General features: G+C 72.7%; 19 protein-coding genes. 6 read left to right on the forward strand and 13 right to left on the reverse strand.

Translation table 11 applies throughout. The features are described 5' to 3' along the window. Nucleotides 1-334 precede the first annotated feature (334 nt). Nucleotides 335-1,684, forward strand: coding sequence for a crotonyl-CoA carboxylase/reductase (ccrA, locus tag FRAAL_RS25745; RefSeq protein ID WP_011606974.1), 1,350 nt, complete (start codon nucleotides 335-337; stop codon nucleotides 1,682-1,684). Nucleotides 1,685-1,758: 74 nt separating this feature from the next. Continuing rightward, nucleotides 1,759-2,475: a F0F1 ATP synthase subunit B family protein gene (locus FRAAL_RS25750; RefSeq protein WP_011606975.1), complete on the forward strand. Its 717-nt coding sequence runs from the start codon at nucleotides 1,759-1,761 to the stop codon at nucleotides 2,473-2,475. A 45-nt stretch (nucleotides 2,476-2,520) separates the two neighbouring features. Here FRAAL_RS25750 and FRAAL_RS25755 read toward each other — a convergent pair whose 3' ends face one another. From FRAAL_RS25755 to FRAAL_RS25790, 8 genes are all read right to left on the reverse strand, one after another. Beyond that, on the reverse strand, nucleotides 2,521-2,868 hold the full coding sequence (locus FRAAL_RS25755; protein ID WP_011606976.1) for an Rv1322 family protein: 348 nt from the start codon (nucleotides 2,866-2,868) through the stop codon (nucleotides 2,521-2,523). Then, nucleotides 2,865-3,455: a YkvA family protein gene (locus FRAAL_RS25760; protein ID WP_011606977.1), complete on the reverse strand. Its 591-nt coding sequence runs from the start codon at nucleotides 3,453-3,455 to the stop codon at nucleotides 2,865-2,867. The genes FRAAL_RS25755 and FRAAL_RS25760 overlap by 4 nt, the downstream gene beginning before the upstream one ends. A 178-nt stretch (nucleotides 3,456-3,633) precedes the next feature. Continuing rightward, nucleotides 3,634-5,691, reverse strand: coding sequence for a 3-hydroxyacyl-CoA dehydrogenase family protein (locus FRAAL_RS25765; RefSeq protein WP_083866923.1), 2,058 nt, complete (start codon nucleotides 5,689-5,691; stop codon nucleotides 3,634-3,636). A 260-nt stretch (nucleotides 5,692-5,951) separates the two neighbouring features. Next, nucleotides 5,952-6,614 (reverse strand): endonuclease NucS, encoded by a 663-nt coding sequence (gene nucS / locus FRAAL_RS25770; protein WP_011606979.1) that lies wholly within the window; start codon nucleotides 6,612-6,614, stop codon nucleotides 5,952-5,954. 56 nt (nucleotides 6,615-6,670) lie between these two features. Further along, on the reverse strand, nucleotides 6,671-7,240 hold the full coding sequence (locus FRAAL_RS25775; protein ID WP_011606980.1) for an HD domain-containing protein: 570 nt from the start codon (nucleotides 7,238-7,240) through the stop codon (nucleotides 6,671-6,673). After that, nucleotides 7,221-9,386, reverse strand: a complete 2,166-nt coding sequence (locus FRAAL_RS25780) for an ethylmalonyl-CoA mutase (protein WP_157892221.1) — start codon at nucleotides 9,384-9,386, stop codon at nucleotides 7,221-7,223. The genes FRAAL_RS25775 and FRAAL_RS25780 overlap by 20 nt, the downstream gene beginning before the upstream one ends. 157 nt (nucleotides 9,387-9,543) lie before the next feature. Then, entirely contained in the window at nucleotides 9,544-10,158 is a 615-nt protein-coding gene (locus tag FRAAL_RS25785) for a hypothetical protein (protein WP_231861349.1), read from the reverse strand. A gap of 224 nt (nucleotides 10,159-10,382) precedes the next feature. Then, entirely contained in the window at nucleotides 10,383-10,748 is a 366-nt protein-coding gene (locus FRAAL_RS25790; protein ID WP_011606983.1) for an STAS domain-containing protein, read from the reverse strand. 385 nt (nucleotides 10,749-11,133) lie between these two features. Here FRAAL_RS25790 and FRAAL_RS25795 point away from each other — a divergent pair, with 385 nt between their 5' ends. Then, nucleotides 11,134-11,511, forward strand: a complete 378-nt coding sequence (locus FRAAL_RS25795) for a hypothetical protein (protein ID WP_231861350.1) — start codon at nucleotides 11,134-11,136, stop codon at nucleotides 11,509-11,511. 77 nt (nucleotides 11,512-11,588) lie between these two features. Here the strand turns inward: FRAAL_RS25795 and murA are convergent, their stop codons facing one another. Further along, nucleotides 11,589-12,863, reverse strand: coding sequence for a UDP-N-acetylglucosamine 1-carboxyvinyltransferase (gene murA / locus FRAAL_RS25800; RefSeq protein ID WP_231861351.1), 1,275 nt, complete (start codon nucleotides 12,861-12,863; stop codon nucleotides 11,589-11,591). Between the two features lie 343 nt (nucleotides 12,864-13,206). Here murA and FRAAL_RS25805 point away from each other — a divergent pair, with 343 nt between their 5' ends. The 3 genes from FRAAL_RS25805 to FRAAL_RS25815 all read left to right on the forward strand — a co-directional run bounded on the left by FRAAL_RS25805 (nucleotide 13,207) and on the right by FRAAL_RS25815 (nucleotide 14,449). Continuing rightward, entirely contained in the window at nucleotides 13,207-13,779 is a 573-nt protein-coding gene (locus FRAAL_RS25805) for a cob(I)yrinic acid a,c-diamide adenosyltransferase (RefSeq protein ID WP_011606987.1), read from the forward strand. A gap of 74 nt (nucleotides 13,780-13,853) precedes the next feature. Continuing rightward, on the forward strand, nucleotides 13,854-14,111 hold the full coding sequence (locus tag FRAAL_RS25810) for a hypothetical protein (RefSeq protein WP_231861352.1): 258 nt from the start codon (nucleotides 13,854-13,856) through the stop codon (nucleotides 14,109-14,111). Then, nucleotides 14,108-14,449 (forward strand): type II toxin-antitoxin system PemK/MazF family toxin, encoded by a 342-nt coding sequence (locus FRAAL_RS25815; RefSeq protein WP_083866924.1) that lies wholly within the window; start codon nucleotides 14,108-14,110, stop codon nucleotides 14,447-14,449. The genes FRAAL_RS25810 and FRAAL_RS25815 overlap by 4 nt, the downstream gene beginning before the upstream one ends. A gap of 85 nt (nucleotides 14,450-14,534) precedes the next feature. Here FRAAL_RS25815 and FRAAL_RS25820 read toward each other — a convergent pair whose 3' ends face one another. The 4 genes from FRAAL_RS25820 to atpA form a co-directional block, all read right to left on the reverse strand. Then, entirely contained in the window at nucleotides 14,535-14,795 is a 261-nt protein-coding gene (locus FRAAL_RS25820) for a F0F1 ATP synthase subunit epsilon (RefSeq protein ID WP_041939783.1), read from the reverse strand. Further along, nucleotides 14,795-16,234 (reverse strand): F0F1 ATP synthase subunit beta, encoded by a 1,440-nt coding sequence (atpD, locus tag FRAAL_RS25825; protein WP_041939784.1) that lies wholly within the window; start codon nucleotides 16,232-16,234, stop codon nucleotides 14,795-14,797. Before atpD ends, FRAAL_RS25820 begins: the two co-directional genes overlap by 1 nt. A 312-nt stretch (nucleotides 16,235-16,546) precedes the next feature. Then, nucleotides 16,547-17,443, reverse strand: coding sequence for a F0F1 ATP synthase subunit gamma (locus FRAAL_RS25830; protein ID WP_041939785.1), 897 nt, complete (start codon nucleotides 17,441-17,443; stop codon nucleotides 16,547-16,549). Between the two features lie 3 nt (nucleotides 17,444-17,446). Then, entirely contained in the window at nucleotides 17,447-19,105 is a 1,659-nt protein-coding gene (gene atpA, locus FRAAL_RS25835; RefSeq protein WP_011606993.1) for a F0F1 ATP synthase subunit alpha, read from the reverse strand. Nucleotides 19,106-19,163: the final 58 nt, after the last annotated feature.

The following is a 19,163-nucleotide window of genomic DNA, read 5'->3' on the forward strand; positions in this document are numbered from 1 at the left end:
CACACCACGTTGGACGCGGACCGAGCACTCGAAGTTGTCCCGAAAGTTCTATCGCGTCGCGCACCAAACAGACAGCCCCCTCATCCCGCGACCCCGTCTCCGTACCCATCGGTTACCTCTGCCGCCCTGTCGACGCCGTCTGCCGCCCTGTCGACTACCTGTGCCGCCTGCCGGTTGACTACGTGTACCGCCCCGCCAACTGCCCGTGTCGCCCGCCCGACTGCCCGTGCCGCCCGTCCCCCGCCCGCCGACAACCCGCCTGTGCCACCCGCCTGTGCCACCCGCCTGTGGCGCCGGTCATCCGCCCTCGACCACGCACCGCCGGAGGCCGATCGTGAAGGACATCCTCGAAGCGATCCTCGCCCAGACCCCACCGTCCCCCGAACGCCGAGCGGAGTTCGCCGCGTTCGCGGTTCCGGAGTTCTACCGCGGCGTGGTCGTGCGCCGCGACGAGACCGGGATGTTCGACGGCGTCCCGTCCCAGGACAAGGACCCGCGCCGCTCCCTGCACGTCGACGAGGTACCCACGCCCGAGGTCGGCCCCGGCGAGGCCCTGGTGGCGGTCATGGCCTCCTCGGTGAACTACAACACGGTTTGGACATCGATCTTCGAACCGATGTCCACGTTCGGCTTCCTCGAACGCTACGGTCGGACATCTCCCCTCGCTTCCCGCCATGACCAGCCTTACCACGTCGTGGGTTCCGATCTGGCCGGAGTCGTGCTGAGGACAGGAGCCGGCGTACACGTCTGGTCCCCGGGGGACGAGGTCGTGGCCCACTGCCTGTCGGTCGAGCTCGAACGCGCCGACGGTCACAACGACACGATGCTGGATCCGGAGCAACGAATCTGGGGTTTCGAGACGAACTTCGGTGGCCTGGCCGAGCTGGCCCTCGTCAAGGCGAACCAGCTCATGCCCAAACCGGGCCATCTCACGTGGGCGGAGGCGGCTGCGCCGGGGCTGGTCAACTCCACCGCCTACCGCCAGCTCGTCTCCGCCAACGGAGCCCGGATGAAGCAGGGCGACGTCGTCCTGGTCTGGGGGGCGTCCGGGGGACTGGGCTCCTACGCCACCCAGCTCGCGCTGCGCGGCGGGGCGATCCCGGTCTGCGTCGTGTCGTCGCCGACGAAGGCGGCGATCTGCCGATCCCTCGGCGCCGAGCTCGTCATCGACCGGGCCGCGGAGGACTACCGGTTCTGGAGCGACGAACGCACGCAGAATCCGCGCGAATGGAAGCGACTGGGCCAGCGCATCCGCGAACTCACCGGCGGCGACGACCCGGACATCGTGCTCGAGCACCCCGGGCGGGAGACCTTCGGCGCCTCCGTCTACGTGACCCGTCGCGGTGGCACCATCGCGACCTGTGCCTCCACCAGTGGCTTCCTGCACGAGTACGACAACCGGTACCTGTGGATGAACCTCAAGCGCGTCGTCGGCTCCCACTTCGCCAACTACCGGGAGGCCTGGGAGGCCAATCGCCTCATCGCCCGGGGGATGATCCATCCCACCCTCTCCCGGGTGTACCCGCTCAACGAGACGGGGCAGGCCGCCCACGACGTGCACCGCAACATGCATCAGGGCAAGGTCGGCGTGCTGTGCCTGGCCCCCAGCGAGGGGCTGGGTGTCCGCGACGAGGAGTTCCGCGCCCGCCACCTGACTGCAATCAACCGGTTCCGTGGCGTGTAGCCAGGGAAATCGCGACGGGCCCGATGACCGGCTGGCGTCACGTTCACAGTGACGGTCTGAGATGCTGAGGCCCTATGACCGAACACACGGATCTCATCCCGATGGCCGGCGAGACCGACGGGCCCCCAGCCTTCGATCTGGTCCGCCGTGGCTACGACCCCAACCAGGTCACCCACCACGTGAACTGGCTCGTCGAGCAGCTCCGCGAGGCCGAGGCGCACCGGGCCGCCGCCGAGGCCGCCGCCTCCGAGGCGGCGACCGAGGCGGCCCGCGTGCGCGACGATCTGGCCGCGAACCGTCCCGCCTGGGAGGAGTTCGGCGGCCGGGTCACCCAGATCCTCCAGCTCGCGGAGGAGGAGGCGGCCACCGTCCGCGCCGAGCGGACCCGCGAGGCCGACGCCCAGCTCGAGGAGGCCCGCCGGATCGTCACCGAGGCCGAGGCCGCCCGGGAGAAGACGCTGCGGGAGGCCGACGAGCAGGCCGCCTCGATCGTCTCGACGGCGCGCGCCGAGGCCGAGCGGATCGTCGAGATCGCCCGGTCCACCGCGGCGGCGGCCGAGGACGAGTCGAAGCGCCGGCTGGCCGATCTGGAGCGTCAGCGCGAGCAGGTCACCACCCAGCTCGCCGCCCTGCGCGAGCAGGTGACGGCCCAGCTCGGCGCGCTGCGCGACAAGCTCACCGCCGCCAGCGCCTCGATCGCCTCCATCGAGGCCGCGCCGGTCGAGGAACGCAAGGCGATCGGCGCGGAGACGACCGTGCTGCCCGCGCCCGCCAGCGTGCGCAGCGCCTGAACCCGCGCCTGCTCCCCTGCGCGGCCGACTCGGGCGGGCGCGCCTTCAGCCGGCACCCTCCGACCGCAGGCGCGCCGCCCGGCAGCGGCGATCCCAGCACGGGCGATGCCAGTGCCGGCGGTCCTCGACGCGCTCCGGCGGCCAGACGACCAGGTGGGCGGTGCCCGGGTTGATCTCATGGTCACACCCGGGGCACCGGTAGACCTTCGCCGTCGCCGCCCCGGTGACCGGGCGGACCACCCACTCCCCGTCGCGCAGCACCACCACCGGATCGGGCAGCCACGCCCCGACCGGCCGCCCGCGCCCGTTCTGCCCGCGCCCGTTCTGCCCGCGCGCGTTCTGCCCGCGCCCGTCCCGACCTCGGGTGGGACGGCGCCGCGCCCGCCGCGTCACCGACCTCGTCTGCCCGGCTCCCAGGAGCGCGCCCGCCGCGGCCGCGCCCCGGCCGGGCCGCCGTCCGCCTCCGGCGCGGCGACCCACTCGGCCCGGTCCACGACCTCCCCGTCGACGACCCGGCCCGGGTCTCCCGCCGTGTGACCGCCACCGCCGGCCCCGCCGCCGCCACCGCCACCGCGGACGCGGTCGATGCCGGCGGCCACGAGCGACCGGGCCACCTTCGCCTTGCGCAGGGCCCCGGCCGGGCTCGCCAGCGCCGAGGACGCGCCGATGAGCACCTGGAAGCCGCGGTCGCTGCCCCGCCAGTGCTCGCGCAGGATCGGCTCGCCGGCGCCGACGACCAGCCGACGGAACGCGAAGGCGACGATGGCGACGTCGTCGAGCTGGCCCACCACGGGGATCATGTTCGTCAGCCGGTTGCGCGGCGACACCAGGTACGCCAGCGCCGCCGCGGCCTCGACCTTCGCCGACTGCGGCACCCGCGGATCGGCGACGACCCGCCGCAGCATGATGACCAGATCGGGGAGAAACATCGTTATCTCCCGACCGAACTGCCGCACGGCGTCCTTGTCGAGCGTGACCATCGCCGTCGCGTCTCCTCTTGTGCGAACCAGGACTTCCCGCCGACCGGCGACATCCTAGTGCCGCATCCGGCACCTGCCACGGGCGACCGCGGCGCCGGCCGTCACCTGTCAACGGACGGCGCCCCCACGGCGTGCCACGCCCTACCGGGGACGCCTCCATCCGGCGACCCCGCCCGGACTATCGGGGAGCATGCGCGTGAAAGCCCCGGCCGGTCTTGCGGCCCAGGAAGCGGGCTCGGACGAGATGCTCCAGCAGCGGTGCGGGGGCGTAGCCGGGCTCGCGGAACTGCTCGTACAGCGAGCGGGTGATGGCGAGGGTGACGTCGAGCCCGACCACGTCGGCGAGGGCGAACGGACCCATCGGATGGCCGCAGCCGACGGTCATCGCCGTGTCGATGTCCTCGATCGTGGCGTAGTTCGCCTGCAGCATCTTCACGGCGTCGTTCAGATAGGGGAACAGCAGCGCGTTGACGATGAACCCGGCCCGGTCGGCGCACTGCACCGGGTGCCGGCCCGCCGCCCGCGCCAGCGCCGTCACCGTCGCCGTCGCCCCGGCCCCGGTGAGCACCGTGGGCACCACCTCGACCAGGCGCATGACCTGGGCCGGGTTGAACCAGTGCATGCCGACGACGGCCTCGGGCCGCCGGGTCGCGGTGGCGCACTCGACGACCGGCAGACAGGACGTCGTGGTCGCCAGCACGGCGCCGGGCCGGGCGACCTTGTCCAGATCGGTGAACAGCTCCCGCTTGACCGCCAGGTCCTCGACGACCGCCTCGAGCAGCACGTCGCAGCCGCCGAGCTCGCCGAGGTCGGTGGTCACGCGCAGCCGGCCCAGGGCGGCGTCGCGGTCGTCGTCGGACAGCCGGCCCTTCGCGACCGCCGCCGCCAGCGACGCCGCCACCCGGTCGTGGGCCGCGTCGGCGGCGTCCGGCCGCCGGGCCCGCAGGATGACGTCATGACCCGATCGGGCCAGCACCTCGGCGATGCCCCGCGCCATCGTGCCGCTGCCCACGATCCCCACCGACCGAACCCGCACCGCCGCCCCGCCGACCGCCCCAGCCTCGCCGGGTGTCGCCGGGCCGCCGGGTGTCCTCGCGGCGGCCGTTCCCGCGCCACCGCCTCCGCCGGGCTCCCCGACTGCACCGGACTCCCCGACTGCACCGGACTCCCCGACTGCACCGGGCTCCCCGACTGCACCGGGCTCGCCGACTGCACCGGGGTCCTTCCTGCCGGGGCCCTCGGGCGGCACGTCCGGGGCGTCCGTCGCCGGATAGGTGTAGAAGCCGCGGCCGGTCTTGCGGCCCAGCAGGCCGGCCGCGACGAGCTGGCCGAGCAGCGGGGCCGGGGCGTGGAGGTGATCGCGGGTCTGGTCGTACATCGACGCGAGGATGGCGTGCGCCGCGTCGAGGCCGATGAGGTCGAGCAGGGCCAGCGGGCCCATCGGATGACCGCAGCCGAGCCGCATCGCGGCGTCGACGTCCTCCCGGGTGGCGAAGCGCGCCTCGACCATCCGCACCGCGTTGTTGAGGTAGCCGAACAGCAGCGCGTTGACGATGAACCCGGCCCGGTCCGCGGCGACGACGGCCGTCTTGCCGACCGCGCCCACCAGCGAGACGACGGCGGCCAGGGCGTCGGCGTCGGTCACCACCGTGCGGACGACCTCGACCAGGCCCATCACCGGCGCCGGGTTGAACCAGTGCATGCCCAGCACCCGGGCCGAGCGACCGGTGCCCGCGGCGAGCTCCGTCACCGACAGGGAGCTGGTGTTCGTCGCCAGGACGGTCGCCGGCAGGCAGACCTCGTCGAGCCGGGCGAACAGGGCCGTCTTGGCGTCGAGCCGCTCGTCGATGGCCTCGATCACCAGGTCGCAGTCGGCCACCGCGGCGAGCTCGGTGCCGAGGCTCAGCCGGCCGAGCAGCTCGCCGCGAGCGGCGTCGGCCAGCCGGCCATGGCGGGCCGCGCGCTCCAGGGAGTGCTCGATCCGCCCGCGGGCCCGGCGCAGCGCGTCGGTGTCCCGTTCGACGCCGACGACGTCGAGCCCGGACCCGGCCAGCACCTCGGCGATCCCGGCCCCCATGGTGCCGAGCCCCACCACCCCGACGCGCCGCCACCGCGCGCTCCCGTCGCCGGCGGCGGCGCGCCCACCCGGCGACACCGTCGCACCCTCACCGCCGGTGCGGGAGGCGTTTTCCGACCTGCCGTGCGCGTGCGTTCCCCGCCGGGCTTCTTCGCCCATTCTCAGGCTCCTCAAGGTCGTCGCGACGGCCCGACGACAATGTGCCCGATATCGCGGGCCACACGGTGTGCAACCGCGGACCCGTCGATTCTCCCAGCCTTTCCACCACCCGGCCCGAGATCAGTCGGGGCTTGCCCACGGCGACGGGATCCCCGGCCGCAAACCTCTTTTCAACGGCCTGGGAGAGGAACGACGTAGGAGGAGAAACCGCCAAACCCGCAATGACCCATAACGGAATATCCGCGTCCTGGGCGGGGCGGTCAGAACAGGGTGGGAATGGAGGGTTCCAGTCCGCGCAGCTCGTCGTAGTCGACGACGGCGCAGCCCAGACCACGGTCGGCGGCCAGCAGGCGGGCCTGCGGCGTGATCGACTGCGCGGCGAGGATGCCGCGCACCGGATGCGGCAGCGCCGGGTCCGCGTCCAGCCGGACGAGGTAGCGGGTGAGCTGCTCGACCCCGTCGATCTCGCCCTTGCGCTTGATCTCGACGGCCACGGTGGAACCGTCGCTGTCGCGGCAGAGCAGGTCGACCGGCCCGATCCCGGTCTCGTACTCGCGGCGGATCAGGGTGAGCCCCGGGGCGATCGCGTCCGGCCGGTCGGCGAGCAGGACCTGCAGGTGCGCCTCGACGCCGTCCTTGCGCAGTCCCGGGTCGACGCCCAACTCGTGGCTGGAGTCGTGGAGGATTTCCTCGAGGGTGATGACGAGCTGCTCGGCGGCCTTGTTGGTCACCCGCCAGACCCCGGACTCCTCCGCGATGACACACGGCGGGCTCATCCAGTTCAGCGGCTTGTAGGCCCGCCCGTCGGCGTGGATCGACACCGACCCGTCCGCCTTGACGAGCACCAGCCGCACGGCGCTCGGCAGATGGGCGGTGAGCCGTCCGACGTAGTCGACACTGCACCGAGCGATGACAAGCCGCATGACGTCACGTTATCGCGACCCCCCTGACCGCCCCGCCGTCCGGTGGCCGCCGGTGCTCACCCGCGGCCGGGACCGCCGCCGGTGCGGGCGGAGACGAGGTCGTCGAGGAGCTCGCGGCGGCCGGCGTAGCGGGTGGCGAGGCGTTCGGCCTGGTCCGGGGCGAGCCGGCCGAGGCGGACGGGGTCGGAGTTGTCCTGCATGTCCGCGTGTTTGACGACGACGGCGAGCGGGTCGCCGGCGACGCGGGCCAGGTAGTCCCGCATCGACTCGTCGGGACGGTGCGACAGGGCGTCGACGGCGGCGACGACGACCGCGGGGTAGCCGGCGGCCGTGAGGTCCGCGAGCGTGGTGTCGCTGTCCTCGACGACGTCGTGCAGGACGGCGGCGAGCTGGGCGGTGTGCGGGTCCACGCCGGCCGGCTCGGCGGTGCGGGCGACCGTCGCCATGACGCGCAGCGGGTGGCCGATGTACTCCTCGCCGCCCTTGTCGATCTGGCCGGTGTGGACCCGGGTGGCGAGGGCGATGGCGTCGTCCAGGGTCGGGCCGGCGCTCGGACCGGCGCTCGAGCTGCTCGGCGCCGGGCCGGGCCGGGCGGGGTCGGCCGCGTCAGGGATGGTCGAGGGCATGCCTCGACCGTACGACGTCCACGATGCCGCGCATGATGGCGTTGAGCTCGTAGTCCCGGGGCGTGAAGACCGCGGCGACGCCGAGGCGGGCCAGCTCGCGGGCGTCCGCCGACGGGATGATGCCGCCGACGACGACGGGGATGTCCCCGGCGCCGGCTGCCCTCAGCCCGCCGAGCACCTCGCCCACCAGGTCCAGGTGGGCCCCGGAAAGCACCGACAGGCCGACGACGTGCACGTCCTCCTCGACCGCGGCGGCGACGAGCTGCCCGGGGGTCAGCCGGATCCCCTGGTAGACGACCTCGAAGCCGGCGTCGCGGGCGCGCACGGCGATCTGCTCCGCGCCGTTGGAGTGGCCGTCGAGGCCGGGCTTGCCGACGAGCATCTTCACCGGCCGCCCGAGCTGCGCGCCCGTGCGGGCCACCAGGGCACGCAGGTCCCCGAGCCCGGTCGCACCCGCACCGGTGTCGCCGCCGACCCCGACGGCGCCGCTCACCCCGGTCGGCGCGCGGTACTCACCGAACACCTCCCGCAGGGTGTCGGCCCACTCCCCGGTGGTGACGCCCGCCCGCGCGCAGGCCAGCGTCGCGGGGACGAGGTTCACCTCGGTGCCGGCGGCGGTGCGCAGCCCGAGCAGCGCCTCCCGGACGGCGGACGGATCACGCCCGGCCCGCCAGGCGGCGAGCGACTCCCGGGCCGCGGGCTCGACGGCCGGATCGACCGTCTGGATCGCCGTGTCGAGCTCGGCGAGCAGCGGGCTGGGCTCGGTCTCGGTGAACCGGTTCACGCCGACGACGACGTCCTCGCCGGTCTCGATCCGCGCGCGGCGGCCCGCCTGGGCGGAGACCAGCGCCGACTTCAGGTAACCGCTCTCGACGGCGGCCACGGCCCCGCCCATCGCCTGGACCCGGTCGATCTCGGCGGTCGCGTCCGCCACCAGCCGGCGCACCCGCTCCTCGACGACGGGCGAGCCGGTGAACAGGTCGTCGTACTCCAGCAGGTCGGTCTCGTGGGCGAGGATCTGCTGGACGCGCAGCGACCACTGCTGGTCCCACGGCCGGGGCAGGCCGAGCGCCTCGTTCCAGGCCGGCAGCTGCAGCGCCCGGCACCGCGCGTCCTTCGACAGGGTGACGCCGAGGGTCTCCAGCACGATCCGGATGACGTTGTTCTCCGGCTGGGCCTCGGTCAGCCCGAGCGAGTTGACCTGCACGCCGTAGCGGAACCGGCGGGCCGCCGGGTCGCTCACCGCGTACCGGGTGCGCAGCAGGTCGTCCCACAGTCGCCCGAACGCCCGCATCTTGCACATCTCCTCGACGAACCGCTCCCCGGCGTTGACGAAGAACGAGATCCGCGCGCACACCTCCCCCATCCGCTCGGGGGGGATCGTCCCCGTGGCCGCCACCGCGTCGAGGACGGCGATCGCCGAACACATCGTGAACGCGAGCTCCTGCACCGGGGTCGCCCCGGCCTCCTGCAGGTGGTAGCTGCAGATGTTGATCGGGTTCCACCGCGGCAGCTCCGCCACCGAGTAGGCGATCAGGTCGGTGACCAGCCGCAGCGACGGCCCCGGCGGGAAGACGTACGTCCCGCGCGAGAGGTACTCCTTGATGATGTCGTTCTGCGTGGTGCCGGCCAGCTCCGCCGGGTCGGCGCCCTGCTCCTGCGCGACGACCTGGTAGAGCGCGAGCAGCCACATGGCGGTGGCGTTGATCGTCATCGATGTGTTGGTGCGGGCCAGCGGGATGCCGTCGAACAGCGCACGCATGTCGCCGAGGTGCGCGATCGGCACGCCGACCCGGCCGACCTCGCCGCGGGCGAGCGGATGATCCGGGTCGTAGCCCGTCTGGGTCGGCAGGTCGAAGGCCACCGACAGGCCGGTCTGGCCCTTCGCCAGGTTGCGGCGGTACAGCGCGTTGCTCTCGGCCGGGCTGGAGTGCCCCGCGTAGGTGCGGATGATCCAGCCCCGATCCCGGGCTCCGCGCCGGTCGCCGGCACCGACACCGGCACTCGCGTCGGCGTCGGCGTCGAGACGGGCACCGGCGTCGAGACGGGCGTCGGCGGGGCGGTCGGCGCCGGTCTCGGGACAGGCGGCCGGCTGCTGCGTGCGGGTACCGTGCGGATTCGTCGAGCGGGTTGACAGATCCGTCATCGCCGCCGCCTCCCTGGGGCGCTGCGCCGTGGCCGGTGACCGACCGACGGCAGGCGCGGGCGGGGTCATCACGCCGGCCTCAGCCCGCGCGGACCGCGGGCGACGAGTCAGAGACTAGGCCGACCGACCGGGCCCCGCCTGTCGGCGCGGTGCGCGGTCAACCCGCGCAGGGAGCCGGCTGGCCGTTCCACTCGTGGATGAGGGCCGCGGGAATCGTCGTGCAGGCGTTCGGGCCGTTGCGGACGATCGTCCACGGTCCCGTGCCGACCCGCCGCCACACGTACGGGTCGGCCGCGGCGGCCGGTCGGTTGACGCCGCCCGCGACCTGGATGCGGCCGATCGCCCAGTACTCGTCGTGCGCGGCGTCGGCGCCCTCGATGGCGCCGAAGAACATTCCCTGCGGCACGGTGACCTGAGCGGCCGTGATCGTGCTGGCGCCCGCGGCCCTGATCTGCTCGGCGACCGTCCACGACAGGGCCAGGCGAAGAGCGGTGGGGTTCGGCTCGTCGTCGACCCGCATCTGGTGCGCCCGGCCCGGCTGGCGCGCGGAGTCCCACGGCGCGGTGCGCAGGGCGGGGGTGAGCTCGGGCGCCGGCTGGCCGGACGCGTTGACCGACGTGCCGTCGCCCGCGCCGCGGTCGGCGGTGGTGTAGCCGATGGCGACGCCGATCAGGACCGCGACGAGGAACGCCGCGAGCACCACGACCGGCCGCGACTCACGCACGCCGAGAAGCCCCGCGGGCCGCGCACTGCGTTCGCCGGCGATATCCACGCGCGCGGGCACCTCCACGTCCTGCAGACCTCCGTCCGGCGTCCACCATGCCATCAGCCGGGCCCGTGACCCGAAAGCAGTACCCGATCAGCAGGTACCCGGCAAGCATGCCGCATCGGATGTCCAGGCGGCACGCGGGCGCGCCCGGGATGACGGTGCGCATCCACCCAGGTTCGGTGCGCTCTGCTCGGTCGCCGACCGCGAGGGCGGCGCCGCGAGGCGGCTCAGGCGTGCCCGACGTGCACCAGCTCGGTCGACTCCTCGAACCGCAGCAGCCGCCCGAGCCGGTCGGCGGCGAACATCCGGCCCAGCGCGCTCGGCACGTCGACCAGCACCATGGATCGGCCCGCCGCCCTGGCCCGGCGCGCCCCGCCGAGCAGCACCCCGAGCGCCGCATGGTCGCCGAGCTCCAACCCGGCGACGTCGACGCGCAGCGGCCCGCTGCCGTTGTCGATGGCGGCGTGCAGCAGGGACCGCAGCGTGCCCACCGTCCGCACGTCCACCCTGCCCACCAGCCGCACCGCCTGCCCGCGGCGGTCGCCCGCCCCGAGTGGGCCGTACACGTGCACCACGTTCACGCCGTTGTTCATGTGGTCTCCCGTCCCCGGCCGCCCGGCACCCCCGCTCCGTGACGCCGGCGCTACCAGCTATCCGCGCCGACCGCGGGTAGCACCCAGGTGCGGTTCCGCGCATGGCGGACCGCCTCGTGCCCTCTCACCTCGTCCGAACCGTTGTCGCTCGGCCACGGGGGGTCGGGGCCGGTTACCTCGATGATCCCAGCCGTCGCGGCGCGATGTTTCCTCTGTCGGATTCCGCGGACGGGATCAGGACGGATCGGGGCGGGAACTCCTGCCGATCCGCCGAACGTCTGGGACCATGGAGACCGGAGGTCGACGGGCGAGGAGCTCCGTCCGAGGCTCCCGCGCGCCCCCGTGACCCGGCCGCGGCGCGGTGATTCGGAGGTGCCAGGTGGCCGTGAACTCGGCGCAATACCTCGTCGAACCGGCGTTGGCGATGCTGACCGTCGGGCTGCTGATGGTCATGGCGCGCTGGGCGTCCGCCCCGCTGCGCGCGCTGCCCCGCGGGGTCGTGCTCGGCGGTGACTTCGGGCTGCTCGTCCCCGTCGCGGTCGTCGACACGCCGGCCGAGGTGAGCCGCGCCCGGGCCGCCCTGCGCACGCAGGGCATCCGCTCCACCTGGGCGATGGCGATGACCCCGCTGCACATCGACGCGGCCGGCAACATCCTGTCCCGCCCCCGGCAACGCCGGCACGTGCTCGTCTTCGGCGCCGACGCGGCCCGGGCCGCCCGCACCCTGGCCGCCCCGCCCGGCGGGCTGTCCTCGCAGACCTGAGACGCCGCAGACCCCGAGACGCCGCAGACCCCGAGACGCGGCAGACCCCCGAGACGGCAGCGAGCCGAGACGGCCGCTCAGGCCACCGCGCGGTCGGAGACCCGCCGGATGTCGGCGCCCAGCGCCGTCATGTTCTCCACGAAGCCGGCATAGCCGCGATCAATGTGGTAGACGTCGGTCACTTCGGTCTCGCCCTCGGCGACGAGCGCGGCGAGCACCAGGCCCGCGCCGGCGCGCACGTCCGACGACATCACCCGGGCACCCGTCAACCGCTCGGCCGGTCGCACGATGACGTGATGGCCGTCGGTGCGCAGGTCCGCGCCCAGCTTGTGCAGCTCGCGGCAGAACACGAAGCGGCTGTCGAAGACGTTCTCGGTGATCAGCGACGTCCCGCTGCTGATCGCCTCCAGCGCGATGATCTGAGGCAGCAGGTCCGTGGGGAACCCCGGGTAGGGCAGGGTCACGACGTCGATCGAACGCGGCCGGTCCCGGCCGACGACGCGGAACCCGTCGTCCAGGACGTCGATCTCCGCGCCGGCCTGCACCAGCTTCTCCAGCACGATCCCGAGATGCCCGGCCCGGCCGTGCCGGATCATGACGTCGCCGCCGGTCATCAGCGCGCCGATCGCGTACGTGCCGGCGACGATGCGGTCCGGCACCGTCCGGTGCTCGACCGGGGACAGCGCGTCCACCCCGTCGATCACCAGCGTCGACGAGCCCGCGCCGTCGATGCGCCCGCCCATCGCCGTCAGCATCGCGCAGAGGTCGGCGATCTCGGGTTCCTGCGCGGCGTTGTCGATCACGGTCGTGCCCTTGGCGAGGACGCCGGCCATGAGGAGGTTCTCCGTGGCGCCGACGCTCGGGAAGTCCAGCCAGATCGACGCCCCCTGCAGCCGACCCGAGCAGCGCGCCACCAGCGCGCCGCCCTCGACGTCCACCAGCGCCCCGAGCTTGGCCAGCCCGTTGACGTGGATGTCGAGCGCCCGCGAGCCGATCGCGTCCCCTCCGGGCAGGGCCACCCGTGCCTCCCCGCAGCGGGCGACCAGCGGCCCGAGCACCGCCACCGACGCCCGGATCCGCCGCACGAGTTCCCCGTCGGCCGAGAACCCCGGCTTCTCGGGAACGTCGATGGTCAGCCGGCCGCCGCCGACGTCCCGTTCGACCACTGCCCCGAGTCCGACCAGCACCTCGGACATCACCGTGACGTCGAGGATGTCGGGAACGGCGGTCAGGGTCGTGCGACCGGCGGCCAGCAGGCTCGCGGCCATCAGTTTGAGAACCGAGTTCTTCGCGCCCGGGACGGCGACCTCGCCGACCAGCCGGGTGCCGCCTGTCACGACGAAGCGCTCCACGGACCTCGATGCTAGGTCCTGCGACAAAGATCTTCATCGGCACCCACCGGATTGACCCCCACCACCCTGCGCGCTCGCCTCATCCCGATCCGTCCGTCACCACCACGGACACCCCGTCATGAGCCCGGACGAACGGCTTCCACGTCCTGCTCATCGGCTCGGCGGGCGGTGGCGGGTCCGCCTGGCGTCGGCTCGCCCCCGCGATCGTCGGCGCGGCGCCACCCGCGTTGCGGCGCGTTGTGCACGCTTGCGGGAGCCAGACCGGGCAGAACGCACCGCAACCGATCTCACGGGGCACCTCGCCGGCGGGGACGAGGGGCGCGCCGCTCCCTAGAGTGGGGGCATGGCGGTACACCTCACCCGGATCTACACCCGTACCGGGGACGACGGCACGACGGCGCTGGGCGACATGTCCCGGGTGGCGAAGACGGATCCGCGGCTGGCCGCCTACGCCGACGTCGACGAGGCGAACGCGGCGATCGGCGTGGCGCTCGCCCTCGGGGGGCTCGCCGACGACGTGCGGGCGGTGCTCGGGCAGATCCAGAACGACCTGTTCGACGTCGGCGCGGACCTGTGCACGCCGGTCGTGGCCGAGCCGGCCTATCCCCCGCTGCGGATCACCGCGGCGTACGTGGACAGGCTGGAGGAGGCGTGCGACCGCTTCAACGCCGACCTGCCGAAGCTCGACTCGTTCATCCTGCCCGGCGGCACCCCGGGCGCCGCCCTGCTGCACACCGCCCGCACCGTGGCCCGCCGCGCCGAGCGTTCCGTCTGGGCCCTGCTCGACGCCGAGCCCGAGCGCACCGGCCCGCTGCCCGCCAAGTACCTCAACCGCCTGTCGGACCTGCTGTTCATCCTCGCCCGGGTGGCGAACCCACAGGGTGACGTGCTGTGGCGCCCGGGCGCGCACGCCTGACAGGTCGGCTCCGTGGAGCCAGGCACATACCGGAGGGTCGACAGTCCAGTCAACCCAATTGTAGACTGGCGATCATGAGTACGACGGTGCGCGTGAGTGATCGGACGCGGCAGCGGGTCGCGGCCATGGCCGCGTCCACCGGTCAGCAGATGCAGACCATCATCGACTCCGCAGTCGAGGCCTACGAGCGCGAGCTGTTCTGGCGCGGGTTCGAGCAGGGCTATGACCAGCTCGCCGACGACCCGGCCGGCTGGGACGACCTCGACGCCGAGCGCTCGGCCGAGTCGCCGGCCCTGCGGGACGGGCTGGACGGGTTGGACAGGCCGGAGTGATCTCGCCTCGCCGCGGCGAGGTATGGATGGTCGACTTCGGCGAGCCGATCGGCCACGAGCAGGGACTGCGCCGGCCGGCGGTGGTCGTGTCCGCGGATCGGCTCAACCGCAGCCGCGCGGGCCTGTCCATCGTCGTTCCCGTCACCAGGACCCGGCGGGGTCTGCCCTCCCACGTCGAGCTCGCGCCCGGCGGCACGGGCCTGCACCAGACGAGCTTTGCCAAGGTCGAGGACGTCAAGTCGGTGTCGCAGCAGCGGTTCGCCCGCCGCCTCGGCGTCGTCGGCCCCGACCACCTGCTCCGGATGACCGAGGCGCTGAAGTTCCTGCTGGACATGTGACCGCCCGGCGGCCCGCGGCGGCAGGCCCGGGAACGAGCAAGGGCGCGTCCCCCGCGGGGAACGCGCCCGTGACTGCCGGCGTCGACTAGTTGCTCAGCGTGGCCGTCTCGGCCAGGATGCTGACGCCCTGGTGGGTGACGGAGATGAAGCCGCCGTCGACCTGCGCCGAGATCTCCCGGCCGCCGGTCTTGACCCGCACCGTGCCGCCCGGGACCAGCACCCCGAGCAGCGGCACGTGGCCGGGCAGCACGCCGAGATCACCGTCGGTGGTCCGGGCGACGACCATGTCGGCCTCGCCGGACCACACCTCCTGCTCGGGCGAAACGATCGCCACCCGGATCGGCATTACAGGTTCTCCGCGTTCTTCTCCGCGTCCTCGATGCCACCGCACATGAAGAACGCCTGCTCGGGCAGGTGGTCGTAGTCGCCCTGGGAGAGCCGCTTGAACGAGTCGATGGTCTCGTCGAGCGGGACGAACTTGCCGGGGATGTTGGTGAACTGCTCCGCGACGAAGAACGGCTGCGACAGGAACCGCTGGATCCGCCGGGCCCGGTTGACGAGGATCTTGTCCTCTTCCGAGAGCTCGTCGATGCCGAGGATGGCGATGATGTCCTGCAGGTCCTTGTAGCGCTGCAGGATCCGCTGCACCTCGCGGGCCGTGTCGTAGTGCTCCTGGCCCAGGTAGCGGGCGTCGAGGATCCGGGAGTTCGAGTCCAGCGGGCTCACGGCCGGGTAGATGCCCAGGTCGGAGATGGACCGGTCGAGCACCGTCTGGGCGTCGAGGTGGGTGAACGTCGTCGCCGGGGCCGGGTCGGTCAGGTCGTCCGCGGGCACGTAGATGGCCTGCAGCGAGGTGATCGAGTGGCCTCGGGTCGAGGTGATGCGCTCCTGGAGCACGCCCATCTCGTCGGCGAGGGTCGGCTGGTAACCCACGGCGGAGGGCATCCGGCCGAGCAGGGTCGACACCTCGGAGCCGGCCTGGGTGAACCGGAAGATGTTGTCGATGAACAGCAGCACGTCCTGCTTCTGGACGTCCCGGAAGTACTCGGCCATGGTCAGCGCGCCGAGCGCGACCCGCAGCCGGGTGCCGGGCGGCTCGTCCATCTGGCCGAACACCAGCGCGGTGTCCTCGATGACGCCGGCCTCGGTCATCTCCAGGAACAGGTCGTTGCCCTCGCGGGTGCGCTCGCCGACGCCGGCGAACACCGACACGCCACCGAACTCCTTGGCGACGCGGCGGATCATCTCCTGGATGATGACGGTCTTGCCGACCCCGGCACCGCCGAACAGGCCGATCTTCCCACCGCGCACGTACGGGGCGAGCAGGTCGATGACCTTGATCCCGGTGGTGAACATCTCGGTCTTGGACTCGAGCTGGTCGAACGCCGGCGCCTGCCGGTGGATCGACCACCGCGTCTCGGCGTCGACCTTGTCGACGTCGAGCGGGGTGCCGAGCACGTTGAACACGTGGCCCTTGGTCGCGTCGCCGACGGGCACGGAGATCGGGGCGCCGGTGTCGCGCACGACGGCGCCGCGGACCAGGCCGTCGGTCTGCTGCATGGAGATGGCGCGCACCGTGTTGTCGCCGATGTGCTGGGCGACCTCCAGCGTCAGCGTCAGGGTCTCCCCGCCGATCGTGCGGTCGACCTCGAGGGCCTGGTAGATCTCGGGAAGCTCGTCCGGCGCGAACTCCACGTCGACGACCGGTCCGATGACTCGGGCGACCCGGCCGATCCCCGGGGTCCGGCCCTCCGCCGTGGCCGGCGAGCTGGTGGTGACGGTCATGGCGTCCTCAGTTTCCCTCATTGCCCGTCGCCGCAGCCTCGGGCTAGCCGTTCTCTGGCACCTCCGGCGCCGCCGGCCTGGTGGGCGCGTCCCCGCCCGCCGTCCGCCGGCGCCGTACTTCTACGTAGTGGTCAGTCGGTGTCGTCTCGCCCGGGCACTCGAGGTGAGGTGGGTGCTCGTCCCCCGAAGGTGTCTCACCTCGACGATGCGCCCTCCCGCGTGAGGACGCCCCACTGTCAGTGTCACCCAAGGGATCCGGCGGCGCGACGACATGGGGGATGTCCTCGCCCAGCCGTGCGCCGCCGGTTCACGTCAGGAGGCCGAAGCCAGGGCGTTGGCGCCACCGACGATCTCGGAGATCTCCTGGGTGATCGCGTCCTGCCGGGCCCGGTTGGCCTGCCGGGAGTAGCTGCGGATGAGGTCCTCGGCGTTGTCCGTCGCGGACTTCATCGCCCGCTGCCGCGCCGCCGACTCCGACGCCGCCGACTCGAGCAGCGCCGCGTAGAGGCGGCTTTCGACGTACCGGGGCAACAGCGCGTCGAGGACCGCCTCCGCGGACGGCTCGAACTCGTACTGGGGCAGCGGACCGCCGGCCGGCGGCTCGTTCGTCTCGGTCAGCACCATCGGCAGCAGCCGGCGCGCGACCGGATTCTGCGCGATGGCGGAGACGTACTCCGTGTGGACGACGTGGATCTCGTCGACCCCGCCGTCGGTGGCGTCGGCGACGAACGAGGCGATCAGCGCGTCCGCGACCGACTTGGCGTCGGCGTAGGACGGCTGCTCGGAGAAGCCGGTGTACTCGCCGCTCATCGCCCGGCCGCGGAAGCGGTAGTAGCCCACTCCCTTGCGGCCGATGACGTGCAGCTGCGGCTCCTTGCCCTCCGAGCGCAGCAGCTCGATGAGCTCGTTGGTGCGCCGCAGCGCGTTCGAGCTGTAGCCGCCGGCCAGCCCGCGGTCACTGGTGATCACCACGACCGCGGCCCGGGCGGGCTGGGGTCGCTCGGTGGTCAACGGGTGGCTGATCGTCGTCTGCGACGCCACCGCCTCGATCACCCGGGTGATCTCCTCGGCGTAGGGGCGGGCCGCGGCGACCCGCGCCCGGGCCTTGGCGATCCGGGAGGCCGCGATCAGCTCCATCGCCCTGGTGATCTTCTTCGTCGACTGCACCGAGCGGATGCGCCGCCGGTACTCGCGAAGCTGCCCCGCCACGGATCAGCCCTCGTCGTCGGTGCGTGCCGGAGCCCGGTGGACCGGGATGGACTCCTTGCGGACCGCACTGGGGTCGAGCGGGCTGGCGGCAGCCTCGTTGACCAGCGGCTTGCCGTCGGACAGCGTGAACTGGTTCTTGAACGCCGCGATCGCCGAGTTCAGCTCCTGGATGACGTCGTCGCCGAGCTTGCCGGAGCCGAGGATGGCGTCGTAGATCCCGCGGTGGGACCGGCCGACGTAGTCCAGGAACTCCGACTCGAAGCGCCGGACGTCGGCCACCGGCACGTCGTCGACCTTGCCGGTGGTGCCGGCCCAGATCGACACGACCTGCCGCTCGATCGGGTACGGCTGGTTCTGCGGCTGCTTGAGCAGCTCGACCAGGCGCGCACCGCGGGCGAGCTGGTCACGCGAGGCCTTGTCCAGGTCGGAGCCGAACGCGGAGAACGCCTCCAGCTCGCGGTACTGGGCGAGGTCCAGGCGCAGGCGGCCGGCGACGGACTTCATCGCCTTGGTCTGCGCGCTGCCGCCGACGCGGGACACCGAGGTGCCGACGTTGATGGCGGGGCGGACACCCTGGTTGAACAGGTCCGACTCCAGGAAGATCTGGCCGTCGGTGATCGAGATGACGTTCGTCGGGATGTAGGCCGAGATGTCGCTGGCCTTCGTCTCGATGATCGGCAGCCCCGTCAGCGACCCGCCGCCGAGCTCGTCGGAGAGCTTCGCGCAGCGCTCCAGCAGGCGGGAGTGCAGGTAGAACACGTCGCCGGGGTACGCCTCACGGCCCGGCGGACGGCGCAGCAGCAGCGAGATCGCCCGGTACGCCTCGGCCTGCTTGGACAGGTCGTCGAAGACGATCAGCGCGTGCTGGCCGTTGTACATCCAGTGCTGGGCGATCGCGGAACCCGCGTACGGCGCGATGTACTTGAAGCCGGCCGGCTCGTCGGCGGGGGCGGCGACCACCGTGGTGTAGGCCAGCGCACCGGCCTCCTCCAGGGTGTTCACCACCTCGCGGATGGTCGACTTCTTCTGGCCGATCGCCACGTAGACGCACTTGACCTGCTTCGACGGATCGCCGGAGGCCCAGTTGTCCCGCTGGTTGATGATCGTGTCGATGGCGACCGTCGTCTTGCCGGTCTGCCGGTCGCCGATGATGAGCTGGCGCTGGCCGCGGCCGATGGCGGTCATGGCGTCGATCGCCTTGATGCCCGTCTGCAGCGGCTCCTTGACCGGCTGGCGCTGGACGACCGTCGGCGCCTGCAGCTCGAGGGCTCGGGTGCCCTCGGCCTGGATCTCACCGAGGCCGTCGATCGGCCGGCCGAGCGGGTCGACGACCCGCCCGAGGAAGCCGTCACCGACGGGGACAGCGAGGATCTCGCCGGTGCGGCGGACCTCCTGCCCCTCCTCGATGTGCTCGGCCTCGCCCAGGATGACGGTGCCGATCTCGCCGATCTCGAGGTTCAGCGCGAGGCCCAGCACGCCGCCGGAGAACTCCAGCAGCTCGTTGGTCATCGTGTGGGGAAGACCCTCGACCCGGGCGATGCCGTCACCGGTGACGACGACCCGGCCGACCTCCTCCCGGCCGGCGGAGGTGGCCTGGAAGGAGTCGACGTACTCCCGTAGGGCGTCGCGGATCTCCTCCGGCCGGATGGAGAGCTCAGTCATCGCTTACGTCCTTCGTCGTTCATCGCTGGCAGGGCAGGTCGGCTGGGCGCTGTCACGG

It is taken from the genome of Frankia alni ACN14a (assembly GCF_000058485.1).
In the GTDB taxonomy this organism is placed as follows: domain Bacteria; phylum Actinomycetota; class Actinomycetes; order Frankiales; family Frankiaceae; genus Frankia; species Frankia alni.

Coding starts and splice junctions, on each gene's coding strand:
- FRAAL_RS25750 (WP_011606975.1), top strand. CDS start 1,759: ATGACCGAACACACGGATCTCATCCCGATGGCCGGCGAGACCGACGGG.
- FRAAL_RS25760 (WP_011606977.1), bottom strand. CDS start 3,455: ATGGTCACGCTCGACAAGGACGCCGTGCGGCAGTTCGGTCGGGAGATA.
- FRAAL_RS25765 (WP_083866923.1), bottom strand. CDS start 5,691: ATGGGCGAAGAAGCCCGGCGGGGAACGCACGCGCACGGCAGGTCGGAA.
- nucS (WP_011606979.1), bottom strand. CDS start 6,614: ATGCGGCTTGTCATCGCTCGGTGCAGTGTCGACTACGTCGGACGGCTC.
- FRAAL_RS25775 (WP_011606980.1), bottom strand. CDS start 7,240: ATGCCCTCGACCATCCCTGACGCGGCCGACCCCGCCCGGCCCGGCCCG.
- FRAAL_RS25780 (WP_157892221.1), bottom strand. CDS start 9,386: ATGACGGATCTGTCAACCCGCTCGACGAATCCGCACGGTACCCGCACG.
- FRAAL_RS25790 (WP_011606983.1), bottom strand. CDS start 10,748: ATGAACAACGGCGTGAACGTGGTGCACGTGTACGGCCCACTCGGGGCG.
- FRAAL_RS25805 (WP_011606987.1), top strand. CDS start 13,207: ATGGCGGTACACCTCACCCGGATCTACACCCGTACCGGGGACGACGGC.
- FRAAL_RS25810 (WP_231861352.1), top strand. CDS start 13,854: ATGAGTACGACGGTGCGCGTGAGTGATCGGACGCGGCAGCGGGTCGCG.
- FRAAL_RS25820 (WP_041939783.1), bottom strand. CDS start 14,795: ATGCCGATCCGGGTGGCGATCGTTTCGCCCGAGCAGGAGGTGTGGTCC.
- atpD (WP_041939784.1), bottom strand. CDS start 16,234: ATGACCGTCACCACCAGCTCGCCGGCCACGGCGGAGGGCCGGACCCCG.
- atpA (WP_011606993.1), bottom strand. CDS start 19,105: ATGACTGAGCTCTCCATCCGGCCGGAGGAGATCCGCGACGCCCTACGG.